Consider the following 20,356-nt stretch of genomic DNA (forward strand, 5'->3'; position numbering starts at 1 on the left):
TCAACCGCCTCATCCGTGCCTCCAACAGGGAGTACTCGCGTGAGCCTTGACCCAATCGCCTCCGTCGTGGCCGGGCCTGTCAGCCCCGCAGCGACACCGCCTTACGCCGTCATCAGCAAAAATGTGACGGCTGTCTTGCCGCCGGGCAATACAGAGACGCGAACGACCACGGCCGATGGTGTCGAAACCACGGTCATCACGAACGCGACCGGCGGCACACTCGACACGATCTACGGAACGTCGACGATAGAGGCATCGGGTTCGGAGATCAGTCTCTGGGCCTGACCAGCTTAAGAACGCGTGAAGGCGACGTGTTGAAGTTGTAGCAGGTCACGCCTCGCCGTCCGCATCGGAGAAGACAAGCTCCGCGTAAAGCTCGGACATCGGGATGCTGATCCCGGTCTCCGGCAACGTGAGCACCGCGTCCGGGCCGTTCATCGAGCCGTTTTACGACGGTCCGTCACGGCCTGACGCAGCGATTGCCGCCTCAGGCCATCTCCATCACCCGTCCTTCGCGCAGCGTGACCCGGCGATCCATACGCGCCGCCAGATCCGGATTATGCGTCGCGATCAAGGCCGCCACGCCCTGGCCCCGTACCGCCGACAGCAACTCGTTGAAGACGATATCGGCCGTCGCCGTGTCCAGATTGCCGGTGGGTTCGTCCGCCAGCAGCAGGCTCGGGCCATTCGCCAGAGCGCGCGCAATCGCCACGCGCTGCTGCTCGCCGCCCGAGAGTTTGCCGGGCAGATGCTTAAGCCGGTGGCCGAGGCCGAAGGCCGTCAGCAACTCGCCGGCACGAACCTCCGCGCGCTTGCGTGCGACGCCCGCGATCATCTGCGGCAGGACGATGTTCTCGAGCGCCGTGAACTCCGCCAGCAAGTGGTGGAACTGGTAGACGAAGCCGATCCGGTCCCGCCGGATCGCCGTCCGCGCGCCGTCCGGCAAGGTGCCTGCGTCGCGCCCATCCATCAGCACCCGCCCGGCATCAGGCCGGTCGAGCAGCCCGGCAAGATGCAATAAGGTGGATTTGCCGGAGCCCGAGGGCGCCACCAGCGCCACGATCTCGCCCGCCTTCAGCGCCAGATCGACCGATGTCAGCACGTCCAGCGTCCCGGCATCGGTGCGGTAGCTGCGCCGCACCGCCTCCATCACCAGCGGGTCACTCATGACGCAACGCTTCCACCGGATCGGTACGCGCCGCCCGCCAGGAGGGGTAGAGCGTCGCCAGCAGAGATAGCGCAAGCGCCATGACGAGGACCGCCGTCACCTCGCTCCAATCCAGCACCGCCGGCAGTTCCTCGAGAAAGTAGACCGTCGGGTCGAACAGCGTCGTGCCGGTGATGTGCTCCAGCAATTCGCGGATCCGCTCGATGTTGGCGCAGAAGACCACGCCGAGAACGAACCCGATCAGCGTGCCCGACACCCCGATGGACGCGCCCGCCATCAGGAAGATGCGCATGATCGCGCCGCGTCCCGCCCCCAGCGTCCGCAGCACCGCGATGTCCCGCGTCTTGTCCTTCACCATCATGATGAGCGACGAAATGACGTTGAACGCCGCCACCACGATGATGAGCGTGAGGATGAGGAACATCACGTTCCGCTCCACCGTCACCGCCTCGAAGAAGCTGTCGTTGGAGTGCTGCCAGTCGATGACCGCGATCGGCGCGCCCGGTAGCGCCTCGCGGATGCGGCGGCTGACGGCGTCGACCTGATCCGGGTTCTGCACCGTCACCTCGATCTGCGTCGCCCGCCCGGGCGCCGAGAAGAAGGTCTGCGCCGCCTGCATCGGCATGAAGGCGAAGGTCGCGTCATACTCCTGCATGCCGACGTTGAAGATGCCGACGACCTTGTAGGCGCGGATGCGCGGAATGGTGCCTATGGCGGTCGCGTTGCCCTGCGGCGACACGAAGGTGATGTTGGAGCCGACCGTCAGCCCCAGCGACTGCGCGAGACCCGAGCCGACGATGACGGCGTTGTCGCCCGCCATCGCGTTGATCGATCCCATCAGCATGTGCGACGAGACCGACCGCTGCGCCTCGAGGTCCGTCTGGCTGATGCCGCGCACCACACCGCCGATCGCGCCACCCTGGCTGCCGGTCAGCAACACCTCGCCCTGGAACACCGGCGACGCCTGGATCACGCCCGGGATGCCGCGGATGGTTCCAGCCATGGCGTCGTACTCGGCGATCTGGGTGCCGCCCGCGCCAAAGACGCCGAGATCGCCGTTGAGGCCGAGGATGCGCGAGAGCAGATCCTGCCGGAAGCCGTTCATGACGCTCATCACGATGATGAGGGTGGCGACCCCGAGGGCGATGCCGACCAGCGAGAATATGGCAATGACGGAGACGAAACGTTCGCCTTTGCGGGCGCGCAGGTAGCGCCCCGCCACGGCACGTTCAAAGGGACCGAACATCAGATGCGCTTCAAGCGCCGACGCGCGCCAGCGCATCCTCGATGGTGAGTTCCTCGCGCTCGCCCGTCGCACGGCGCTTGAGCTCTACCCTGCCCGCCGCCGCTCCGCGCGGACCGACGATGATCTGCCAGGGATGCCCCATGAGGTCGGCGTCGGCGAACTTCACGCCCGCGCGTTCGGTGCGGTCGTCGTAGAGCGCCACCTTGCGAAGCCTCGCGTAGATCGTTTCGCACATGGCATCGGTGGTGGCATCGCCCTGCTTGAGGTTCAAAATGCCCGCCTTGAACGGCGCCACGCTGTCCGGCCAGATGATCCCGGTCTCGTCATGGCTCGCCTCGATGAGCGCACCGACCATGCGGCTCACGCCGATGCCGTAGCTGCCCATTTCAGGGTTGGCCTTCTGGCCGTCCGCTCCGGTGACGGCGAAGTTCATCGCGGCGCTATACTTTGTGCCGAAGTAGAAGATATGGCCGACCTCGATCCCCCGCCCCTCGCGGCGGCGATCCGCGCCGACCTGCTCCCAGGCCTCCAAGTCGTGCTTGTCTTCCGTCGCCGCGTAGTTGTTGGTCATCGTCTCGAAGAAACGACCGAGGTCGTCGCGACTGGCAATGTCGAAGTTGGCGGCGCTGTAATCCAGTTCCTCGAAGGCGGCATCGTAGAAGACCTGGCTCTCCCCGGTCGGTGCCAGGATGATGAACTCGTGGCTGAGTTCGCCGCCGATGGGGCCGGTGTCGGCCACCATCGGGATCGCCTTCACGCCCAGGCGCTGGAAGGTGCGCATATAGGCCAGCATCATGCGGCGATAGCTCACGACAGCACTCTCGTAGTCCATGTCGAAGCTGTAGGCGTCCTTCATGAGGAACTCGCGCCCGCGCATGACGCCGAAACGCGGCCGAACCTCGTCCCGGAACTTCCACTGGATGTGGTAGGCGATCTGCGGCAACTCCTTGTAGCTGCGGATCGACTGCCGGTAGAGATCGGTGATCATCTCCTCGTTGGTCGGTCCGTACAGCAGGTCGCGCTCATGCCGGTCCCGGATGCGCAGCATTTCGCGCCCGTAATCCTCGTAGCGGCCGCTCTCCTGCCACAGCGTCGCCGGCTGGATGGTCGGCATCAGCACTTCCTGAGCGCCCGCGGCGTCCTGCTCCTCCCGCACGATGTCGGCGATATTGTTCAGCACGCGGAGCCCCGCCGGCAGCCAAGCATAGATGCCCGCCGCCGTCTGCCGTACTAGGCCCGCCCGCAGCATGAGCCGGTGCGAGGCGATCTGCGCCTCGGCGGGCACTTCCTTGAGGGTCGGGATGAGGCTCTGGGATAGACGCATCGGGGTGGCACTCTTCTGCTTCTGCGGGCCGGACCCTACCGGTCCTGATGATGCCCCGCCAGATAGCGAAGCGCAGGGCGCTCCACCAGCCGTGCCGTGACCCAGCTCAGCGCGAGGACGCACGCGAACATGGGCATAAGCCACAGATATGGCCAACGCGTCGGGTCCAGATGCCAGTGCCCCCATGCGCGGGAGAAGATCAGCTCCACCGGCGCGTACGCCATGTAGAACGGGTAGGAGATCGCCCCGAGCGTCAGCAGCGCAGGCAGGCGGCCGAACACCCGCTGCTGGCCGGCAGCCAGCGTTCCAATGATGAGCCACAACCCGATCGTGGTCACGGCGTCGCCGGCCGTCGTCATCGCCCGCAGCCATATGCCGAGAGACAGCACTCCGATGCCTATGGCCGCCATAAGCCAAAGCGGCCAAGGCAGACCCAGACGGAGTTGACGGGCAAGGAGTATCCCGCCGAAGAATTCGGGGAAGAACCGTAGCAGGGCGCCCTGATAGGTGAGGTTCAAGCCGGGTGCGGAGAGGCTGGACAGCAGCAGAAGGGCGACTCCCATGGCGACCGAGCCCAAAGCCACGGCAGGGCCGTCGCAGCGGGAAACGATCACCGCCAGAAGCGGGAACAGCAGGTAGCCGGCCCATTCGGTGCTGATCGACCAGGATGGGTAGTTCCAGGTCCAGCCATGACTGAAGCCCCAGCCATTGAGCATCAGGAGCTGGAGCGTGAACTCGTGCCCGTCGGCGCGGTAGGCATCGTGCGGACGCACGCCTCCGAAGCGCGCCACCATAAGCCCGGCTGCGAGGAGCAACAGCATGGCGACCGCGGTCGGGTAGAGGCGGACGAGGCGCCGCCACCAGAATCCACCATAGGCGGCAAAAGTTTGAGATGGATTTGGATGCCGGTGCGCCAGAACCAGGCCGGACAGGATGAAGAACCCGTCGACACCGAGATAGCCCCGGCCGATCAGGCTGCCGAAGCCCGCGAATTGCAGGTGCAGATTTGCGTGGTAGGCGAAGACCCAAAGCGCGAGCAAGCCACGAACCGCAGTCAGATCGGATAGGACAGCGTCACGCTGGTCGAACCGCGTCACAACCAGCTCTTCGCTATAAGCTCAAGGATTCGCAAATACAAATGTCGTGGTTATTAACAAATTACTATTGGACGAGCCAATAATAACGCGTGACACGGCTAATTCGCATGGCTAAAGAAAAGGCCCGCGCGCCGAGGGCGCCGCGGGCCAAGTTTAGGGAGGAAACGCCAGTCACACGGCGAAACGAGGATCAACCTCGTCCGTGACTGGATAATGGAAGCTCTCCTGAGAGCCGTCCACAATAAATCCGGGTTTAAAAGGCAGATTATTGGGCTTCCGGGCACAATCATGCCTCTTCATCGAGCAAGTTCGGAACCTTGATTAATAAGTAGGCACACCTCGCTCGGCGCCTGTCATCCGTTAGTGGCTGTCGGTGCTGCACGCCAAGTGATCGTGGCAAGGCCGGAGGCAATGCCCCCGGCCTCGTCTCCACGTCTATGGCGGATCAGCGCTTCCACCAACCCTGGCGCTTCGAAGCCGCCGGGGCATCGACCCCGATTACGAGCGGCTTGATGGCGGATGACGCCGCCTGCTCAGCATCTGTGGAAGCTGGCGCAGGCTCCGGCGCTGGCAGCGGCGGAGCGTCCGGCACCTCACCTGCACCTGCCTCAACCGGCAGCGCCTCAGCCGGCAGCGCCTCAGCCGGCAGCGCCTCAGCCGGCAGCGCCTTGGTCCGGCTGCTCGAGCGACGACGAGCAGGTTTAGCCTCCGCAGCAGGCGCTTCGGCCTGCTCAGCTTCGGCCGGCAGCGTTTCACCGGCAGATGCTGCAACCTCAACCGGATCGGCTGCCTTGGCGGTCGCCTTCGGTTTCCGCGCACGAGGCGCACGCACCGGTTTGGCCGGCATAGCTGCTGGCGCCTCTGGCTCGGCATCTGCCGCCTGCACCACATCTTCCGGCGCGGCGACCGGCTCGATCACCGGCTCCTCGGGCTCCGGAACGGTAACGGCCGGCGCCGCGACAGGCGCCGTCACGACCGGCGGCGCTTCCGGCGGCACCTGCGCCGGCGGCACCGGTTCCACATCCGCGTCCGCATCCATCACCGCGAACAGGGCGTCGATCGTGCCGGCGTAGGGATCAGCCGGCGTCGGCCCGCGATAAGCCGGCACGACCGGAACCTCCAGCCCGAGATCGCCTTCGGCGACACGTCCGGACCGGCCGCGACCACCACGCCGGCCACGACGGCTGCGCCCGCGCCCCTCGCCGTCGCCCAATGCGACCGGCGCAGGCATCTCGGGCGACGGCTCCGGTGGCGGCATGATGTCAGGCCCCGGGGCATCGGGTTCGCCCGGCAGTTCTGGCTCGGGCCCGTTCGGCGGCGGCAATTCGGGGCCGCGCCCGGGCTCTTCCGGAAACTCGGGTCCGGGTCCTGGTACCGGTGGCTGCGGCGAAGGCGGCATCGGGGGAACGGCTGGCTCGCCCGGCGCCGGCGTGGGATCGGGCGCACCCATCATGGTCTCTGCCGCACCATCCGGCTCACCCTCGCCGTTCCACGGCTCGAACTCGTCGCCTTCGCTTTCACTATCGGCCGCACCATCCGTGGCCGCCTGGAAGAGCGAATCGCCATTCTCCTCACGCCTGCCACCGCGGCGACGGCGACGGCGACGGCGTTTCCGCTCGCCCGACTCGTCGGCCGCGGGAGAAGCGGCAACTGCCGCGGGAACGGTCGAGGTCGCGGCGACGACTTCCTCGGCGATGGGCGCAGCGATACGCGCCTGCTGGACCCGCGCCTCCGGCACGAAGCTGTCGTCGTCCTCGGGCTCCTCGCGCGTCGCATAATCCATGGCGATCGGCGCGCCGGTATGAGCCCCGTTCTGAGCCGGAGCCTCCGCCGCGACGTAGGGGCGAATTTTATCCAGCCTGATCTGGGGCGGCACGAGCTTGTCGTCGGCCAGCAGGATCACCTGCATGCCGTGCGTCCGCTCGATCGTCATCAGGCGTTCGCGCTTCTGGTTCAGGATGTACATCGCCACCGCACCGGCGACATGCACATGAATTTCGGCCGAGCGGCGGCGCGCGCCCTCGTCCTCGATCGCGCGCAGCACGTGAATGGCCGAGCTTTCGACGCTGCGGACGGTGCCAGTGCCCAGGCAATGCGGGCAGGTGATGAAGGCGGTCTCCGCGAGGGATGGCCGCAGCCGCTGACGGCTCATCTCCATCAGCCCGAAGTGGCTGATCGACCCGACCTGGATCCGCGCCCGGTCGTTCCGGAGAGCGTCCTTCAGGCGGCGCTCCACCATCGCGTTGTGCTTGCGGCTCTCCATGTCGATGAAATCGATCACGATGAGGCCGGCGAGATCACGCAGGCGCAGCTGTCGCGCCGCCTCGTCCGCCGCCTCCAGATTGGTGCGGAGCGCCGTCTCCTCAATGTTCCGCTCGCGCGTCGAGCGGCCCGAGTTCACGTCGATCGCGACCAGCGCCTCGGTCTGGTTCATCACCAGGTAGCCGCCGGACTTGAGCTGAACCGTCGGGCTCAGCATGGCGTCGAGCTGGGCTTCCACGCCCTGCTTGGCGAACAGCGACATGTCGCTGCCGCGCCAGAGCTGGACCTTGGAGGCGTGCTGCGGGGTCAGCATGCGCATGAAGTCGCGCGCGGCCTTCCAGGCCGCTTCGCCGTCCACCAGCACTTCCTCGATGTCGCGCGTGTAGCCGTCCCGGATCGCGCGCTTGATGAGGCTCGCCTCCTCGTAGATCAGCGCCGGCGCCACCGACTTCAGCGTGTGCTCGCGGATGTCGTCCCACAGGCGAAGAAGATACTCGCAGTCTCGGCGGATCTCGGGCTTCGGACGGTTGGCCCCGGCGGTGCGGACGATCAGCCCCATGCCGGCCGGCATGTCGACTTCCTTGATCACCTCGCGCAGCCGCTTGCGGTCGGAGACCGACGTGATCTTGCGCGATACGCCGCCACCGCGCGGCGAATTCGGCATGAGCACGCAATAGCGGCCGGCAAGTGATAGATACGTGGTCAGCGCCGCACCTTTCGTGCCGCGCTCCTCCTTCACCACCTGGATCAGCATGATCTGGCGGCGATGGATGACCTCCTGAATCTTGTAGTTGCGGGCATAGCGCGGCGGCTGCCGGCGCACGCCGTTCTCCTCGGTGGGGTCGGTGCCCCCGAAGGTTTCCGGCGCGCCCTCTTCGCTCCGGTCTTCGCCCCGGTCGTCACCCGTGTCCTCTTCGGGCATGACGGGCACTGCGACGAAACGGCTTTCCGACGTTGGAAGCTCCTCGGCCGGAGCGTCCTCGGGCGTCGTCTCATCCGCTGGCGGCGGCTCGCTGCCGATCACGATCTCCCGCACCATCTCGATCGCCTGGGCACGCGGATGCGGGCGCTCATCGTTCTCGGGCTGCGGCCCGGCGTCATCCTGTGCCGCCGCCTCGGCCGCCTCGAAGGCAGGCTCGAATGCGTCGACTTCGGAGGTGATCGGGTGGTGGGGGGCTTCCGCGTCAGCCGAAGCCTGATCGGCCGCCGGCTTGACGGGCTCAGAACCCTCGTCCGCCGCCGCGGGCTCCGGGACCTCGTCGGCCGAGGTCGGCGACGCCGACGTCGCCGCCTCATCCCCCGTGGCTTCCACGGCAGCCTCGAAGGCCGGCTCGGCCGCGTCGACCTCGGAGATCACCGGGTGCCGGGGGGCGTTTCCGGCGCCGCTCGTCGCCTGCTCCTGCGCCGCATCCTCGGCGTCTTCGGCTTCGGCCTCGGCGCGCGCTTCGGCTGCTTCGGCCTCTAGAAGCCGCTGCCGGTCGGCGACGGGGATTTGGTAATAGTCCGGGTGGATTTCGCTGAAGGCGAGGAAGCCGTGCCGGTTGCCGCCGTACTCGACGAAGGCGGCTTGCAGGCTCGGCTCTACCCGGATGACCTTGGCAAGGTAGATGTTGCCTTTGATCTGTTTCTTGGTCGAGGTCTCGACATCAAAATCTTCTAGACGAGTACCATCAAGAACGACGACACGGGTTTCCTCCGCGTGTGTCGCGTCGATCAGCATGCGCTTGGTCATGTGGAAGGGGACTCCGGCGCACTCCCTGAGGGAGCGCGGCCGCCATCTGGCGGCGGATTTGAAGTGGGGGAAGCGATGGTCCCGTGTTCGACAAGCGGGATGACCGAATTCTCGCCAGCGACTGGTTCGCTTTTGGGGAGACAACGATCATGGGGCTCGAACAGGTTCCTATCGGGATGGAGGGCACGCCCGGTTGCAGGCAGTGCGGCAGTTAAACAGAGTAGCGCCTCGCGCTCGCCCCCACCCGTCCGGCCGGCGTTGTCGCCGGGGCAAGATCTCGGGGATGGCCGGGTCGCAACCCGGCAAGACGAATGCGTCGGATACATGAAGTTGGGGCCGACATAACCCGGCTCATCCCACTTCAGGTCTCGAACAGGAAAATGACCTAATCGCCCCGGACATGCAATAGCGCCGGGCGCAAGACCCACCGATTGGCAGTTACCGGCCCGATTCCAGCCTGCGACTGCCAATCGTCGCCTCGGCGAGGCCTCTTCGACCACCCCAAATTTACTTGCAAATCAATCGCGAACAGGATTACTCGAAGCTCTCGTGTCAAGACGCTGCTGTGTCGACCGACTGTCAGGAACCGGACCACTGGACATGAGCGACGAGCTCAACAAGCGAATGACCGAGCGCCGGTTGCTGCTCGGCCTGGGCGTCAGCGCCACTGTCCTGCTGCCGAACTGGCTGCGTCCGGCAATCGCCTGGGCAGCGGACAAGGCACCATCACCGGCGGCCGCTCGACCTGCACGGCAGCGGAACCGCCGGCGGCCATGCGGCTCCGCTGGTCATGCTCGATCCCGGGCACGGGGGCAAGGATCCTGGCGCCATCGGGGTTGCCGGCACCTATGAGAAGCATGTGTCGCTCGCCGCAGCCCATGATCTCCGGCAGCGGCTCGAGGCCAGCGGCCGCTACCGCGTCGCCATGACCCGTGCGACCGACCGCTTCATCCCGCTCGAGGACCGGGTCGCCATCGCCCAGCATCATGGCGCCGACCTCTTCGTCTCCATGCACGCCGATTCCGTGACGGACCACGATGTTCGCGGCGCCAGCGTCTACACGCTGGCCTCCACCGCCTCCGACCGGCAGACGGCGGCGCTCGCCATCAGCGAGAACAATGCCGACCGCTTCGGCGGTCCCGGCTTCACCGGCGTTTCGCCGGAGGTCGCCCGTATCCTCGCGAGCCTCGTCGGGCGGGAAACGCGCGTCGATTCCGCCCAGCTTCAGCAGGATATGGTCGAGAACCTGGGCGCGGCGACCGAGATGCTGCCCCGCCCCGCTCGCCACGCCGCCTTCGCGGTTCTTCAATCCACCGAGATCCCCAGCGTGCTGGTCGAGATGGGCTTCATGTCCAACTACAAGGACGAAACCGAACTGCGGCAACAGGCGCACCGCGCCAGAATAACCCAGTCGATGGCCAATGCTGTCGATGCTTGGTATGTTGCGCGACAGTCTGCCCGGATGGCGGGATAGTCCAGCACACTAGCGGAACAGACGAGGCGCCCTAAATCCGCCTGTATTCGCGGCCATCTGGCGCGCCCCGTGTGGATGACCGATCTTTGTGAATGACAAGGAACAGCGACCAATGCCTGGGCCTTTGAGAGCCAGCGACCCGATGGCGCGGCCCTCTGCCGGCGATCGTGGACGCGGTGGCGGTGGCGGCAACCCGCCGCCGCGGAACCCCCAGAACCGCAAGCCGAGCCGCCGGGAGCGCCGTGCCGCCCGTCGGCGCAACGGCGCCGGGGTCATTGCCGCGCGCGCCATCACCGGGCTGTTCGGCCTCGCCGCCGTGGTGGTGGTGGCCGGCGGCCTCGGGGCCTATGGCGCGTTCCGTTACTACACCTCCGACTTGCCGAGCATCGACGTGCTCCGCACCTACCAGCCGCCGGTCATGAGCCGCGTCTATGCGTCGAACATGCAGCTCATCTCGGAGCTCGCGACCGAGCGCCGCATCTACACGCCGTTCGAGGATATCCCGCCGCTGGTCGCGCAGGCCTTCGTCTCGGCCGAGGATCAGAACTACTGGCATGAGCCGGGCATCGATCCGCTCGCCATCGTCCGTGCCGGGCTGACCGACCTCGCCCATTTCGGCAACGGCCGCCGCCCGATCGGCGCCTCGACCATCACCCAACAGGTGGCGAAGAACATCCTGCTGCAGAACCAGATCAACCTGGTCCGCAAGATCAAGGAAGCGGTCCTCGCCATCCGCATCGACCGCGCGATGACGAAGCAGCGCGTGCTCGAGATCTACCTCAACGAAATCTATCTCGGCGAGCAGTCCTACGGTGTGGCGTCCGCCGCCTCCGCGTATTTCGACAAGCCGCTCGACACGCTGACGATCGCCCAGGATGCGATGCTCGCCTCGCTGCCCAAGGCGCCGAACAACTACGACCCTTATCGCGAGCCGCAGGCGGCCCTGGCGCGACGGAACTGGGTCATCGACCGCATGGCCGATGACGGCGCCATCACGGCGGCGCAGGCGACGACCGCCAAGGCCGAGCCGCTGCTGACGCGGGCGAGCCCTCGCCCTGCCACGGTGCCCGGCGCCGGCTACTTTGCGGATGCCGTGCGGCAACAGCTGGTGCAGCTGTTCGGCGAAAAGCGGACGACGGATGGCGGCCTCGTCGTCTTCACCAGCCTCGATCCCGGTCTGCAGGCGGCGGCCGATACGTCCCTGCGGCAAGGTCTGATGGACTACGATCGCGGCCACGATGGCTGGCGCGGACCCGTCACTCATATCGATCTCTCAACCGGCAGCTGGCAGACGGCCCTCGGTGCGCTTACGCCGCCACCGGGGATGCTTTCCAACTGGGCCCTCGCGGTGGTGCTGAGCACGACGCCGACGACCGCCAATGTCGGCTGGCTTGGGCCCAGCCGGCGCGGCGGACCGATCGGCGCGACCGAGACCGGCACGCTCAGCCTGTCGACTGTGCGATGGGCGCGGCACGCCAAGAATTTCGGCGCCGATCTCGGCTCTTCCCCGCGTCGGATGGATGATGTCGTGACGGCCGGCGACGTGGTGATGGTCGAACCGAACGCCTCCGCAAACGGCGATGTCTCCTTGCGGCAAATTCCGCAGGTGCAGGGCGCGGTGATGACCATGGACCCGTTGACGGGCCGTGTGCTCGCCATGTCCGGCGGCTGGAGCTACGGGCTCAGCCAGTTCAACCGGGTGACCCAGGCCGAGCGCCAGCCCGGCAGCGGCTTCAAGCCGTTCGTCTATCTGACGGCGATGGAGCAGAACATCCCGCCCGACGCGACGGTGCTGGACGCGCCCTTTGTCGTCAACATGTCCGATGGCTCGCAATATCGCCCGGGCAACTACGAGGCGAACTTCCTGGGGCCGATCCCTCTGCACGAGGCTCTGGAACAGTCGATCAACCTGGCGACGCTGCATCTCGCGGCGCGCATCGGTCTCGCTCCCATCGCCAAGACGGCCGTGGATTTCGGGGTCGTCGACAAGATGCCCCTTATCTACCCGGCGGTGCTCGGTGCGATCGACACGACGATGCTGCGTCTGGCCAGCGCCTATGCCGGCTTCAGCCAGATGGGCCGGCAGGTCACGCCGAGCTTCATCGACCGCGTCGAGGATTCAGCCGGCAACGTCCTCTATCGCGCACCGGAGGTCGGATGCGGCAACTGCGCCAACCCGGCTCCGGATCAGCCTCCCGTCCTCGCCTATGCCGGCAGCCAGCTTGCCGACCAGCAGAGCGCGTTCCAGCTCGTCACCATGATGCAGGGCGTGATGACACGCGGCACCGGGCGCGTCGCCGACCTCGGGCTTCAGGGCTGGACGCCGGCCGGCAAGACCGGGACCACGGAAGATTTCCAGGACGCCTGGTTCACCGGCTTCACGCCCACGCGGCTGACCTCCACCTGGGTCGGCTTCGACAACCCGCAGAGCCTTGGCGATAACGAGCAGGGCGCGACGGTCGCGGGGCCGATCTGGAACCGGGTGATGACGGCTGCGCTGAAGAACGAGCCCCAGGTTCCATTCGCGCAGCCGCCCGGCATCGTGATCCGCAACACCGGCGGCGTGCCCGAAGCCTTCAAGACGAATGTTGCGAGCGCTAGTAGCGCGCCCGCGGGCACTGACGCCGAAGACGCCGCCGCGGCCAGCGCGGGGGGCGTCACGGCAGGCGACGGCAACGCCTCCACCCCGGCGCCGACGGGCTCCGCCTCCAGCTCCGGCTCGGGCTCCGGTGGGCTCGACAACGCGGTAGGCGGCCTGTATTAGCCCGCGATGTCCGCTGAAACCGAAGCTCTCGCTGAACAGATCAGGCAGTCCGTCGCACTGCTGAGGAGGCATCTTTGACTGGGATGTCGCGACGACCCGCCTCGACGAGCTGAACCAGCGAGCCGAAGACCCCGCCCTGTGGAATGACGCCGGCGCTGCGCAGACGATGATGCGCGAGCGTACCCGCCTCGCTACCAACATCGACGCCGTGCGCCGTATCGAGGCAGAGGTTGCCGATACGATCGACATCGTCGAGATGGCCGAGGCGGAAAGCGATGCCGGCATGGTGTCCGACTCCATCGCGACCCTCAAGCGCCTGGCGGATGAGGTGAAGCTTCGCGAGATCGAGAGCCTTCTTTCGGGCGAGGCCGACGGCAACGACTGCTACATGGAAATCAACGCCGGCGCCGGCGGCACCGAGGCCCAGGACTGGGCCGAGATGCTGGAGCGCATGTACATGCGCTGGGCCGAGAAGCACGGCTACAAGATCGAGATCATGGATACGTCCGAGGGCGAGCAGGCCGGCATCAAGTCGGCGACGCTCATGGTGTCCGGACCGAGCGCCTACGGCTGGCTGAAGACCGAGGCCGGGGTCCATCGGCTGGTCCGCATCAGCCCCTTCGACAGCGCCGCGCGCAGGCAGACCAGTTTTGCCAGCGTCTACGTCTATCCGGTGGTCGACGACACGATCGAAATCGAGATCAATCCGGCTGACCTCAAGGTCGACACGTACCGGGCCTCGGGCGCGGGCGGTCAGCACGTCAACAAGACCGAAAGCGCCATCCGCATCACCCATGTCCCGTCAGGGATCATCGTCGCCTGCCAGACCGATCGCAGCCAGCATCGCAACCGCGCCACGGCGATGGCCATGCTGAAGGCTCGGCTCTACGAGCGGGAGCTGCAGAAGCAGGAGGAGGCGGCGGCCGATGCGGCCTCCTCCAAAACCGATATCGGCTGGGGTCACCAGATCCGCAGCTACGTCCTCGCGCCTTACCAGCTGGTCAAGGACCTGCGGACCAACGTCGAGAAGGGGAACCCGGCGGCGGTGCTCGACGGCGATCTCGACGAATTCATGGCCGCGGCTCTCGCGGCCCGCGTCGGCGCCACCCGCAGCGAAGCAAGCGCCGCGGCGCGTTAACGGATCGGTTCCTCGGGCTCGGCGTCCGGAACCCCATGCGGCATGAGCCGCTTGTCGACCTCGAGGCGAAGTTCCTCGATTGCGGTGCCGGAGGACGGATCGATGGCCTCGATCGCCGTCAGCACCGTCTGGCAGGCATCGCGCAGAGCGTGCAGAAAGCCGTGCCCGGAGCCGTCATCCGCAGCCGCGTCATGCTGGCCGAGCGTCGCCTCGATATGATCGGCCTGGGTATCGTGCCCCTCCGCGCGCAGACGCTCGGCAAGCGAGCGGGCGCGGGTGGCGGGAGAGTTCACATCGTCGCTCATAGCCGGATCATCCGCTGATTGCGGTTGGAGGTTTGTGCTCTCCAACCGGCATGGTCAATGGCCGCCGCCTTTTCCACCGCCGCCGGCCTTGCTCGGCGAGAACAGGAAGGTCAGCGGAATGACGGCGAAGGCGGCGATGCCGCAATAGACGAACAGATCGCGGTAGGCGAGCAGGGCGGCCTGCCCCTGGAACATCTGGTAGATCTCCCCCGGCAGCATCCTCGATATCTGCGCCGCGCTGTAGCCGAGGCTCGTCATCGTGCCCCGGATCCGCTGCTCAAGCTGCACGTAGGGCTCGTAGAGCGGCGTCATGAAGGGCTGAAGATAAGACAGATGGGTCTGCGAGCGCTGGGTGACGCCGGCCGTCGCCAGGGAGATGCCGATCGAACCCATCACGTTGCGCAGCATCACGAAAAGCGAGCTTGCATCGTTGTTGAGGGCGCGTGGCAGCGTCGTGTAGGCGATTGTGCTGACCGGCGCGAAGAGGAAGGCGAGGCCCAGCACCTGGAAGATGCGGGTATAGACGAGCGTCGAGAAACTGACGGTCGGGACCACGATCAGGCTGGAATAGAAATATGAACAGCCGATCAGGATGAAGCCAAACGCGATGATGAAGCGCGTCTGCACGTTGGGCATCAGCACCTTGGTCACGAAGGGGATCAGCACGACGATCGCGAGCGCGCCGGGGGACAGGACGAGCCCGGCCCAGGTAGCGGTGTAGCCAAGCTCCGATTGCGCGAGCTGCGGGACGAGCACCGCGCCCGAGTAGAGCACCGCGCCAACACCCCCGATCATGAGCGAACCGAGCGCGAAGTTGCGGTCGAGGAAAACCTTCAGGTTGACGACTGGCTTGTCGACCGTGGTGAGCCAGACGACCGCCCCTGAGATGCCGACCATGGCGAAGGCGAACATCATCGTGATGAACCCCGAGCCGAACCAGTCCTCGTCCTCGCCGCGGTCCATGAAAATCTGCAGGCAGCCGATGCCGATGGCGATGAGACCGATGCCGATCCAGTCGGCATCGATCATGCGCGCCTTCTGCCGCTTCACCCAAGGCGGGTCCTCGACGAGGGCGGCCACCGCAAAGAGGGCAAGGATGCCGATGGGGATATTGATCCAGAAAATCCAGCGCCAGGAATAGCTGTCGGTCAGGATGCCGCCGACCGTCGGCCCGATGGCGGGCGCGAAGATGACCGCGATCGCGACCACGGCGAAAGCCGAGCCTCGCTTCTTGGGCTCGAAGGTGTCGAGGATGATCGCCTGCTGATTGGGCTGCAGGCCGCCGCCGCAAAAGCCCTGGAAGAGGCGATAGATGACGATCTGGCCGAGCGATGTCGCCGTGCCGCAGAGAAAGGAGAAGACGACGAAGCCCGCGATGCAGAGCATGAAGTAGCGCTTGCGTCCGATGACGCGGCCGATGAAGCCGGAAATCGGCAACACGATGCCATTGGCCACGAGGTAGGAGGTCAGCGTCCAGGTGGCGTCGTCATAGCTCGCCGACACCGAGCCCGCGATGTGGGGCAGCGCGACGTTGACGATGGTGGTGTCCAGGATCTCCATGAACGCCGCGATGGTGACCACGATGGCCACCAGCCAGGGGTTCGTCTTGGGCCTCCAGTCGGCGTCGGCCCTGGTATCCGCCGCGGTGGCGCTGGCGCTCATGGCTGCGTCGGCGCCTCGTTCTCGAACCCGCCATTGTTCGGGTTCGACGTGGTTTGAACCAGATCGACCGTGGGCTCGACCGAGAGGCCGAGCGGCAGCGGCAAGCCGGGTTTCAGCCCGCTGTCGATGATGATCTTCACCGGCACGCGCTGAACGATCTTGACGAAGTTGCCGGTGGCGTTCTCCGCCGGGAAGGCGCTGAAGCGGCTGCCCGACCCCATCTGGATGCTGCCGACATGCCCCTTGAGGTGCAGGCTCGGATAGGCGTCGACCGCGATGGTCACGGTCTGGCCCGGCCGCATGCGGGAGAGCTGGGTTTCCTTGAAGTTGGCCGTCACCCAGACCTCGGGCACGACGAGGTCCATGATCGACTGGCCGGCGGAGAGGTAATAGCCGACCTCGACATTGCGCATCGTCACCCAGCCGTCCTGGGGCGCGCGGACGGTCGTATAGGAGAGGTTGAGCTTCGCCTGGTCAAGCTGCGCCTGACCGTTCTTGACCTGGCCCTGCAGCTGCTTCACCTGCGCGGCGGCCTGATCGATATTTTCCTGCACGAGCTGGGCGACCTGCAGCTGCCCTTGCGCCTGCTTGAGCTGGCCCTCCGCTTGGCCGACGCCTGCATTCGCCTGATCGATCTGCTGCTGAGTTGTCGCCGCGAGCGCTACCCTGTGCTGCCGGCTATAGGTCTGCTGAGCATTGAGCAGGTTGGCCTGCGCCTGCTCCAGGTTGCCCTGCGCCTCTAGCAGGTTGGCCGGGAAGGTCGTCTTGGCCTTGGCCAGATTGATCTCGGCCTGTTCCAGCTGCCCCTGCTCCTGCAGCAGTGTTCCCGCGGCCTTGTCGACCGCGGCCTGATAGTCCCGCGGATCGAGCTGGATGATCACCTGCCCCTTCTTGAGGGGCTCGTTGTCGTTCACGTCGAGCGCCACAACCTGGCCTGAGACGCGCGGGGCGATGGAGACGGCACGCCCATCGGTGTAGGCGTCGTCGGTGTCGACGAAGTTCCGGCCCGTCCACCAGTAGATGAAGGCGCCAATCGCGACGACCAACAGAACGAGGAGGAAGATGAGGCGATTGCGGATCTTGTGGCCGCCGCCCTGCCCGCCGCCGCCCTTGCCGCCGCCGCCGCCATCATTGGCGTTGCCGCCCTTGTTGCCGTCTTCCTGCTTCGGCTTCTCGGCCTGCTTGTCCTTCTGTTCTCCGTCACCCTCCCGCGCGGAGATGATCTGCGTGCCGCCGGCGTTCACCGTCGTGCTGCCGGTATGCCCCTGGCTCGGCACGATCTGCGTTCCACCGCTGTTGACGATCGTGTGGCCTGCGGCCGATCCGTTGGGCAGCGGGGTCTCGGTGTGCTCGCTCATGACTGCGCGAGATCCTGGGTGGCCGGTGGCATCATGACGACGAGGCGCGTCGCCGTCCGGCGGGGCTCGTCAGGGTTCGGATCGGCCATTCTGGGTCCTGTACTGCAACGCCCGGCTGCGGAGGACGGGATAGCCCGCCGCTGACCGATCGGTCAGCGGTAGCGCATTTGGTCGGCCGCGTCGAGCGCACCAGTCTGTTCGGCTGATGGGGACGATCACAGCTTCGTAAAGGGAGGCGCGCTGGGCTGGCCGGGCAGTCAAGGATCCGGGCAGGCCTGAGTGACAGGGGAGCCCGTGCGCCTCATAGTTCGCCGACCCATGCCAGGGTTCCGCCAGACACGAAAGAAACAGACAATGCCAACACAGGTTCTCTACACGACCAGCGCCACCGCGACCGGTGGCCGTGATGGGCGCGCTACCGTCGAGCACGGCCCGCTGGACGTTAAGCTATCGACGCCGAAGGAACTTGGCGGCGGCGGCGGCGACGGCAGCAACCCCGAGCAGCTTTTTGCGGCCGGCTATTCGGCCTGCTTCATCGGCGCGATGAAGTTCGTCGCCTCCCAGGGCGGCACGGCGAAGGTGCCGAACGACGCGACGGTCAAGGCGACGGTCGGCATCGGCCCGCGGTCGGAGGGCGGTTTCGGCATCGAGGTCGCGCTGGCGGTCTCGCTTCCGGGCGTGCCGAAGGAGGAGGCCGAGGCACTGGTGCACAAGGCGCACGAGGTCTGCCCCTACTCGAACGCCACGCGCAATAACGTCGACGTAAAGCTGACGGTGGTCTGAGGCAGTGCCGCCGGGGCTACGCTGCCCCGGCGGCAACTCCCGCGAAGAGGAATCGCATCATGAGCTTGCCTGATAATCTGGCCTGGCCGACGGACGCGTCGGTGGCAGCCGCGTTGCCCGAACTCGCAGGGACCGGTGCCACGCTGCGCCAGGTCCGGGCGCCCGCGGGACTTGTGGCGGCGCGCCACAGCCACCCGTTCGAACAGTTCCTCTACGTCGTCGCGGGCGGCGGAGTGCTGGAGCGCGAATCAGGGCGTGTATTGCTCGCACCGGGTGTGGTCATCCACTTGGCAACGGACGACTGGCATAGCGCTGTCTTCGAGACCGACACCTTTTTGCTCGAGGTCAATCTGGCGGCGACGCCGTCCGTCGGGGTCTAGTTGACTACTTGATGGTGGTCCCGGTCAGGCGGTTCCAGAACGTGCAATGGTGCTCGCTCACGAAAGCCGCGTTGGCTGTAGCGGCTGTCTTGCCGCCGACATCGAGCGAGAGGAACTGCCCTTGCGAATACGCGGGCCAGTTCGGCTGCCCCGCGCCGTTGGGGTCTGCCCGCTTCACGAAATCGCCCCAGTAGCGCACCATCTCATCTGACAATGCAACCTCGGCCGGCGTGAAGCCGGCGTAGCCTTTGCCGCCGTCATGCTGTGGATAGAGATATGTGAGCTCCGCCGCATGACCGGCGCCCCATTGGTAACCCGGGGTCGCGAACCATCCCGGACCCGCCCGATGCTCGAACTCGTAGGCGTAGACCGGGACGTAGCGTGCGAGGGCTTCGGTCAGCGCGAGGTTGCCGCAGCCGCCGATCTCGGCATTGACAACGCCCTGCCCGACGAGCGTTCCGTCATCGGTGTTGATCGCCGCGACCTGATACGCGACGGCAGCCGGATCATGGTCCCCAGCCGGATAGGGATAAAGCTTCAGCACCGAACCTGCCTGCGCGCCGAAAGACGCGCGCACGAAGGCTTCATACTGCGCTTTACTCCAGCCGACATCGGCATGGGTGAAGGAGCGGCCCTCATCCCGGTTTGAACCGACGATCACCGGCACATGCGCGAAATTGCCGGTCTGAATCGCATGCCAGGTGTCGATCGGCAGGAACGGCGTGTCGCGCTTGGGAAAATAGACCGGCGCCTGAGCGGCAAGAATAGCCGCGACCGGCTTCGCACGCAGGCAGGCGGCTTGGCCCGAAGCCGCACCGCAGCCGAGCTTCGCCGCAAAAGCCGCACCCTCAGCCTCAGCTTTTGCAAGCGGAACGCTGACGCACGCGCCGCTCTCGATGATGGCCTGTGAGAAAAGCTCCCGCGATCCCGGAGCCACCAGATGCGTGCAGACGGACCATCCGCCTGCAGACTCGCCCCCTATCGTCACCTTGCGGGGGTCCCCGCCGAAGCGCGCGATGTTCCGCTGCACCCAGCGCAACGCCGCCTGCTGGTCCAGAAGGCCGTAATCGCCGGTCTCGCCGGAGGCCGTTGCGAGCGACGGGAGAGCAAGGAAGCCCATCGCGCCGAGGCGATAGCTCATGGTGACACCGACGATGCCATTCAGGCGGACGATCTTGTCCTGCCCATCCTTCACGCCGCTGCCGGTCACGAAGCCGCCGCCATGGATGTAGACGTAGACGGGAAGATTGGCGTCGGCGCGGGTGCCGATCGGGCGCTGGACGTTGATGTCCAGGCAATCCTCGTTGAGTGCCGCGCCCGCCGGGGAGTCGAAACTCTTCGGCTGGGTGCAGTAGTGCCCGTAGGTGGCTGCCGACCTGATCCCTTTCCAGGCCTCAGGGGGTTGAGGCGGTTGCCAGCGCAATGCGCCGACGGGCGGTGCCGCATAGGGAATGTCGAGAAAGTTCTCTACGCCAAGAGCGACCGCGCCCCGCACGGCCCCGCCATCGGTCTGCACGACCAAATCGCCCTGCCCAGAGGCTTGACCGGCGGCCCAACTTTGAGAGGCCATGGCCGAAAGCGCCAGAAAGGCCGCGGCCGCTTTCATCAGGTGCTGTCTCAAGCCCACGCACGCCTCCCCAGGATGACGGCTCACCTTCCGAGC

15 protein-coding genes are annotated in these 20,356 nt (G+C 66.3%); 6 read left to right on the forward strand and 9 right to left on the reverse strand.

The features are described 5' to 3' along the window. Positions 1–39 precede the first annotated feature (39 nt). A complete protein-coding gene (locus ACOEQ1_RS10475; RefSeq protein ID WP_419759192.1) occupies positions 40–285 on the forward strand; it encodes a hypothetical protein in 246 nt (81 codons plus the stop codon). 202 nt (positions 286–487) lie between these two features. Here the strand turns inward: ACOEQ1_RS10475 and ACOEQ1_RS10480 are convergent, their stop codons facing one another. The 5 genes from ACOEQ1_RS10480 to ACOEQ1_RS10500 form a co-directional block, all read right to left on the reverse strand. After that, positions 488–1,168 carry an ABC transporter ATP-binding protein gene (locus ACOEQ1_RS10480; protein WP_419759193.1) on the reverse strand — a complete coding sequence of 227 codons (681 nt, stop codon included), beginning with the start codon at positions 1,166–1,168 and terminating at the stop codon, positions 488–490. Then, positions 1,161–2,414 carry a lipoprotein-releasing ABC transporter permease subunit gene (locus ACOEQ1_RS10485; protein ID WP_419759194.1) on the reverse strand — a complete coding sequence of 418 codons (1,254 nt, stop codon included), beginning with the start codon at positions 2,412–2,414 and terminating at the stop codon, positions 1,161–1,163. The genes ACOEQ1_RS10480 and ACOEQ1_RS10485 overlap by 8 nt, the downstream gene beginning before the upstream one ends. Positions 2,415–2,424: 10 nt before the next feature. After that, entirely contained in the window at positions 2,425–3,738 is a 1,314-nt protein-coding gene (gene proS / locus ACOEQ1_RS10490; protein WP_419759195.1) for a proline--tRNA ligase, read from the reverse strand. Positions 3,739–3,773: 35 nt separating this feature from the next. Beyond that, complete coding sequence (locus ACOEQ1_RS10495) at positions 3,774–4,835, reverse strand: acyltransferase family protein (protein WP_419759196.1); 1,062 nt, start codon at positions 4,833–4,835, stop codon at positions 3,774–3,776. 445 nt (positions 4,836–5,280) lie between these two features. After that, entirely contained in the window at positions 5,281–8,829 is a 3,549-nt protein-coding gene (locus ACOEQ1_RS10500; protein ID WP_419759197.1) for an Rne/Rng family ribonuclease, read from the reverse strand. Positions 8,830–9,619: 790 nt separating this feature from the next. Here ACOEQ1_RS10500 and ACOEQ1_RS10505 point away from each other — a divergent pair. From ACOEQ1_RS10505 to prfB, 3 genes are all read left to right on the forward strand, one after another. After that, positions 9,620–10,303, forward strand: a complete 684-nt coding sequence (locus tag ACOEQ1_RS10505; protein ID WP_419759198.1) for an N-acetylmuramoyl-L-alanine amidase family protein — start codon at positions 9,620–9,622, stop codon at positions 10,301–10,303. Between the two features lie 112 nt (positions 10,304–10,415). Continuing rightward, positions 10,416–13,067, forward strand: coding sequence for a penicillin-binding protein 1A (locus ACOEQ1_RS10510; RefSeq protein WP_419759199.1), 2,652 nt, complete (start codon positions 10,416–10,418; stop codon positions 13,065–13,067). Positions 13,068–13,073: 6 nt separating this feature from the next. Beyond that, positions 13,074–14,205, forward strand: a protein-coding gene (prfB, locus tag ACOEQ1_RS10515) for a peptide chain release factor 2 (RefSeq protein WP_419759200.1) whose coding sequence is annotated in 2 segments (ribosomal slippage) — positions 13,074–13,142 and positions 13,144–14,205 — 1,131 coding nt in all. Because the reading frame shifts where the segments join, the coding sequence is not laid out codon by codon here. Here prfB and ACOEQ1_RS10520 read toward each other — a convergent pair. The 3 genes from ACOEQ1_RS10520 to ACOEQ1_RS10530 are packed head-to-tail and all read right to left on the reverse strand — an operon-like array spanning position 14,202 to position 17,530. After that, positions 14,202–14,510: a hypothetical protein gene (locus ACOEQ1_RS10520; RefSeq protein WP_419759201.1), complete on the reverse strand. Its 309-nt coding sequence runs from the start codon at positions 14,508–14,510 to the stop codon at positions 14,202–14,204. The genes prfB and ACOEQ1_RS10520 overlap by 4 nt on opposite strands. 54 nt (positions 14,511–14,564) lie before the next feature. Beyond that, positions 14,565–16,172 carry a DHA2 family efflux MFS transporter permease subunit gene (locus ACOEQ1_RS10525; RefSeq protein ID WP_419759202.1) on the reverse strand — a complete coding sequence of 536 codons (1,608 nt, stop codon included), beginning with the start codon at positions 16,170–16,172 and terminating at the stop codon, positions 14,565–14,567. After that, positions 16,169–17,530 carry an efflux RND transporter periplasmic adaptor subunit gene (locus ACOEQ1_RS10530; RefSeq protein WP_419759203.1) on the reverse strand — a complete coding sequence of 454 codons (1,362 nt, stop codon included), beginning with the start codon at positions 17,528–17,530 and terminating at the stop codon, positions 16,169–16,171. The genes ACOEQ1_RS10525 and ACOEQ1_RS10530 overlap by 4 nt, the downstream gene beginning before the upstream one ends. Before the next feature lie 354 nt (positions 17,531–17,884). On the opposite strand from ACOEQ1_RS10530, the gene ACOEQ1_RS10535 reads away from it, so the two are divergent. Together ACOEQ1_RS10535 and ACOEQ1_RS10540 are read left to right on the forward strand one after the other, a co-directional pair. Further along, positions 17,885–18,313: an organic hydroperoxide resistance protein gene (locus ACOEQ1_RS10535; RefSeq protein WP_419759204.1), complete on the forward strand. Its 429-nt coding sequence runs from the start codon at positions 17,885–17,887 to the stop codon at positions 18,311–18,313. A 59-nt stretch (positions 18,314–18,372) separates the two neighbouring features. Continuing rightward, positions 18,373–18,693, forward strand: coding sequence for a cupin domain-containing protein (locus tag ACOEQ1_RS10540; protein WP_419759205.1), 321 nt, complete (start codon positions 18,373–18,375; stop codon positions 18,691–18,693). Positions 18,694–18,697: 4 nt separating this feature from the next. Here the strand turns inward: ACOEQ1_RS10540 and ACOEQ1_RS10545 are convergent, their stop codons facing one another. Continuing rightward, a complete protein-coding gene (locus ACOEQ1_RS10545; RefSeq protein ID WP_419759206.1) occupies positions 18,698–20,314 on the reverse strand; it encodes a carboxylesterase/lipase family protein in 1,617 nt (538 codons plus the stop codon). Positions 20,315–20,356: the final 42 nt, after the last annotated feature.

Origin of the sequence: Acidisoma sp., from assembly GCF_965199065.1 — a bacterium.
Lineage (GTDB): Bacteria > Pseudomonadota > Alphaproteobacteria > Acetobacterales > Acetobacteraceae > Acidisoma.

Bases quoted from the DNA above. Each gene is read 5' to 3' on its own strand.
- ACOEQ1_RS10510 (WP_419759199.1), top strand. From the start codon at position 10,416: ATGCCTGGGCCTTTGAGAGCCAGCGACCCGATGGCGCGGCCCTCTGCC.
- ACOEQ1_RS10540 (WP_419759205.1), top strand. From the start codon at position 18,373: ATGAGCTTGCCTGATAATCTGGCCTGGCCGACGGACGCGTCGGTGGCA.
- proS (WP_419759195.1), bottom strand. From the start codon at position 3,738: ATGCGTCTATCCCAGAGCCTCATCCCGACCCTCAAGGAAGTGCCCGCC.
- ACOEQ1_RS10500 (WP_419759197.1), bottom strand. From the start codon at position 8,829: ATGACCAAGCGCATGCTGATCGACGCGACACACGCGGAGGAAACCCGT.
- ACOEQ1_RS10505 (WP_419759198.1), top strand. From the start codon at position 9,620: ATGCTCGATCCCGGGCACGGGGGCAAGGATCCTGGCGCCATCGGGGTT.
- ACOEQ1_RS10480 (WP_419759193.1), bottom strand. From the start codon at position 1,168: ATGAGTGACCCGCTGGTGATGGAGGCGGTGCGGCGCAGCTACCGCACC.
- ACOEQ1_RS10535 (WP_419759204.1), top strand. From the start codon at position 17,885: ATGCCAACACAGGTTCTCTACACGACCAGCGCCACCGCGACCGGTGGC.
- ACOEQ1_RS10520 (WP_419759201.1), bottom strand. From the start codon at position 14,510: ATGAGCGACGATGTGAACTCTCCCGCCACCCGCGCCCGCTCGCTTGCC.
- ACOEQ1_RS10485 (WP_419759194.1), bottom strand. From the start codon at position 2,414: ATGTTCGGTCCCTTTGAACGTGCCGTGGCGGGGCGCTACCTGCGCGCC.
- ACOEQ1_RS10530 (WP_419759203.1), bottom strand. From the start codon at position 17,530: ATGAGCGAGCACACCGAGACCCCGCTGCCCAACGGATCGGCCGCAGGC.
- ACOEQ1_RS10525 (WP_419759202.1), bottom strand. From the start codon at position 16,172: ATGAGCGCCAGCGCCACCGCGGCGGATACCAGGGCCGACGCCGACTGG.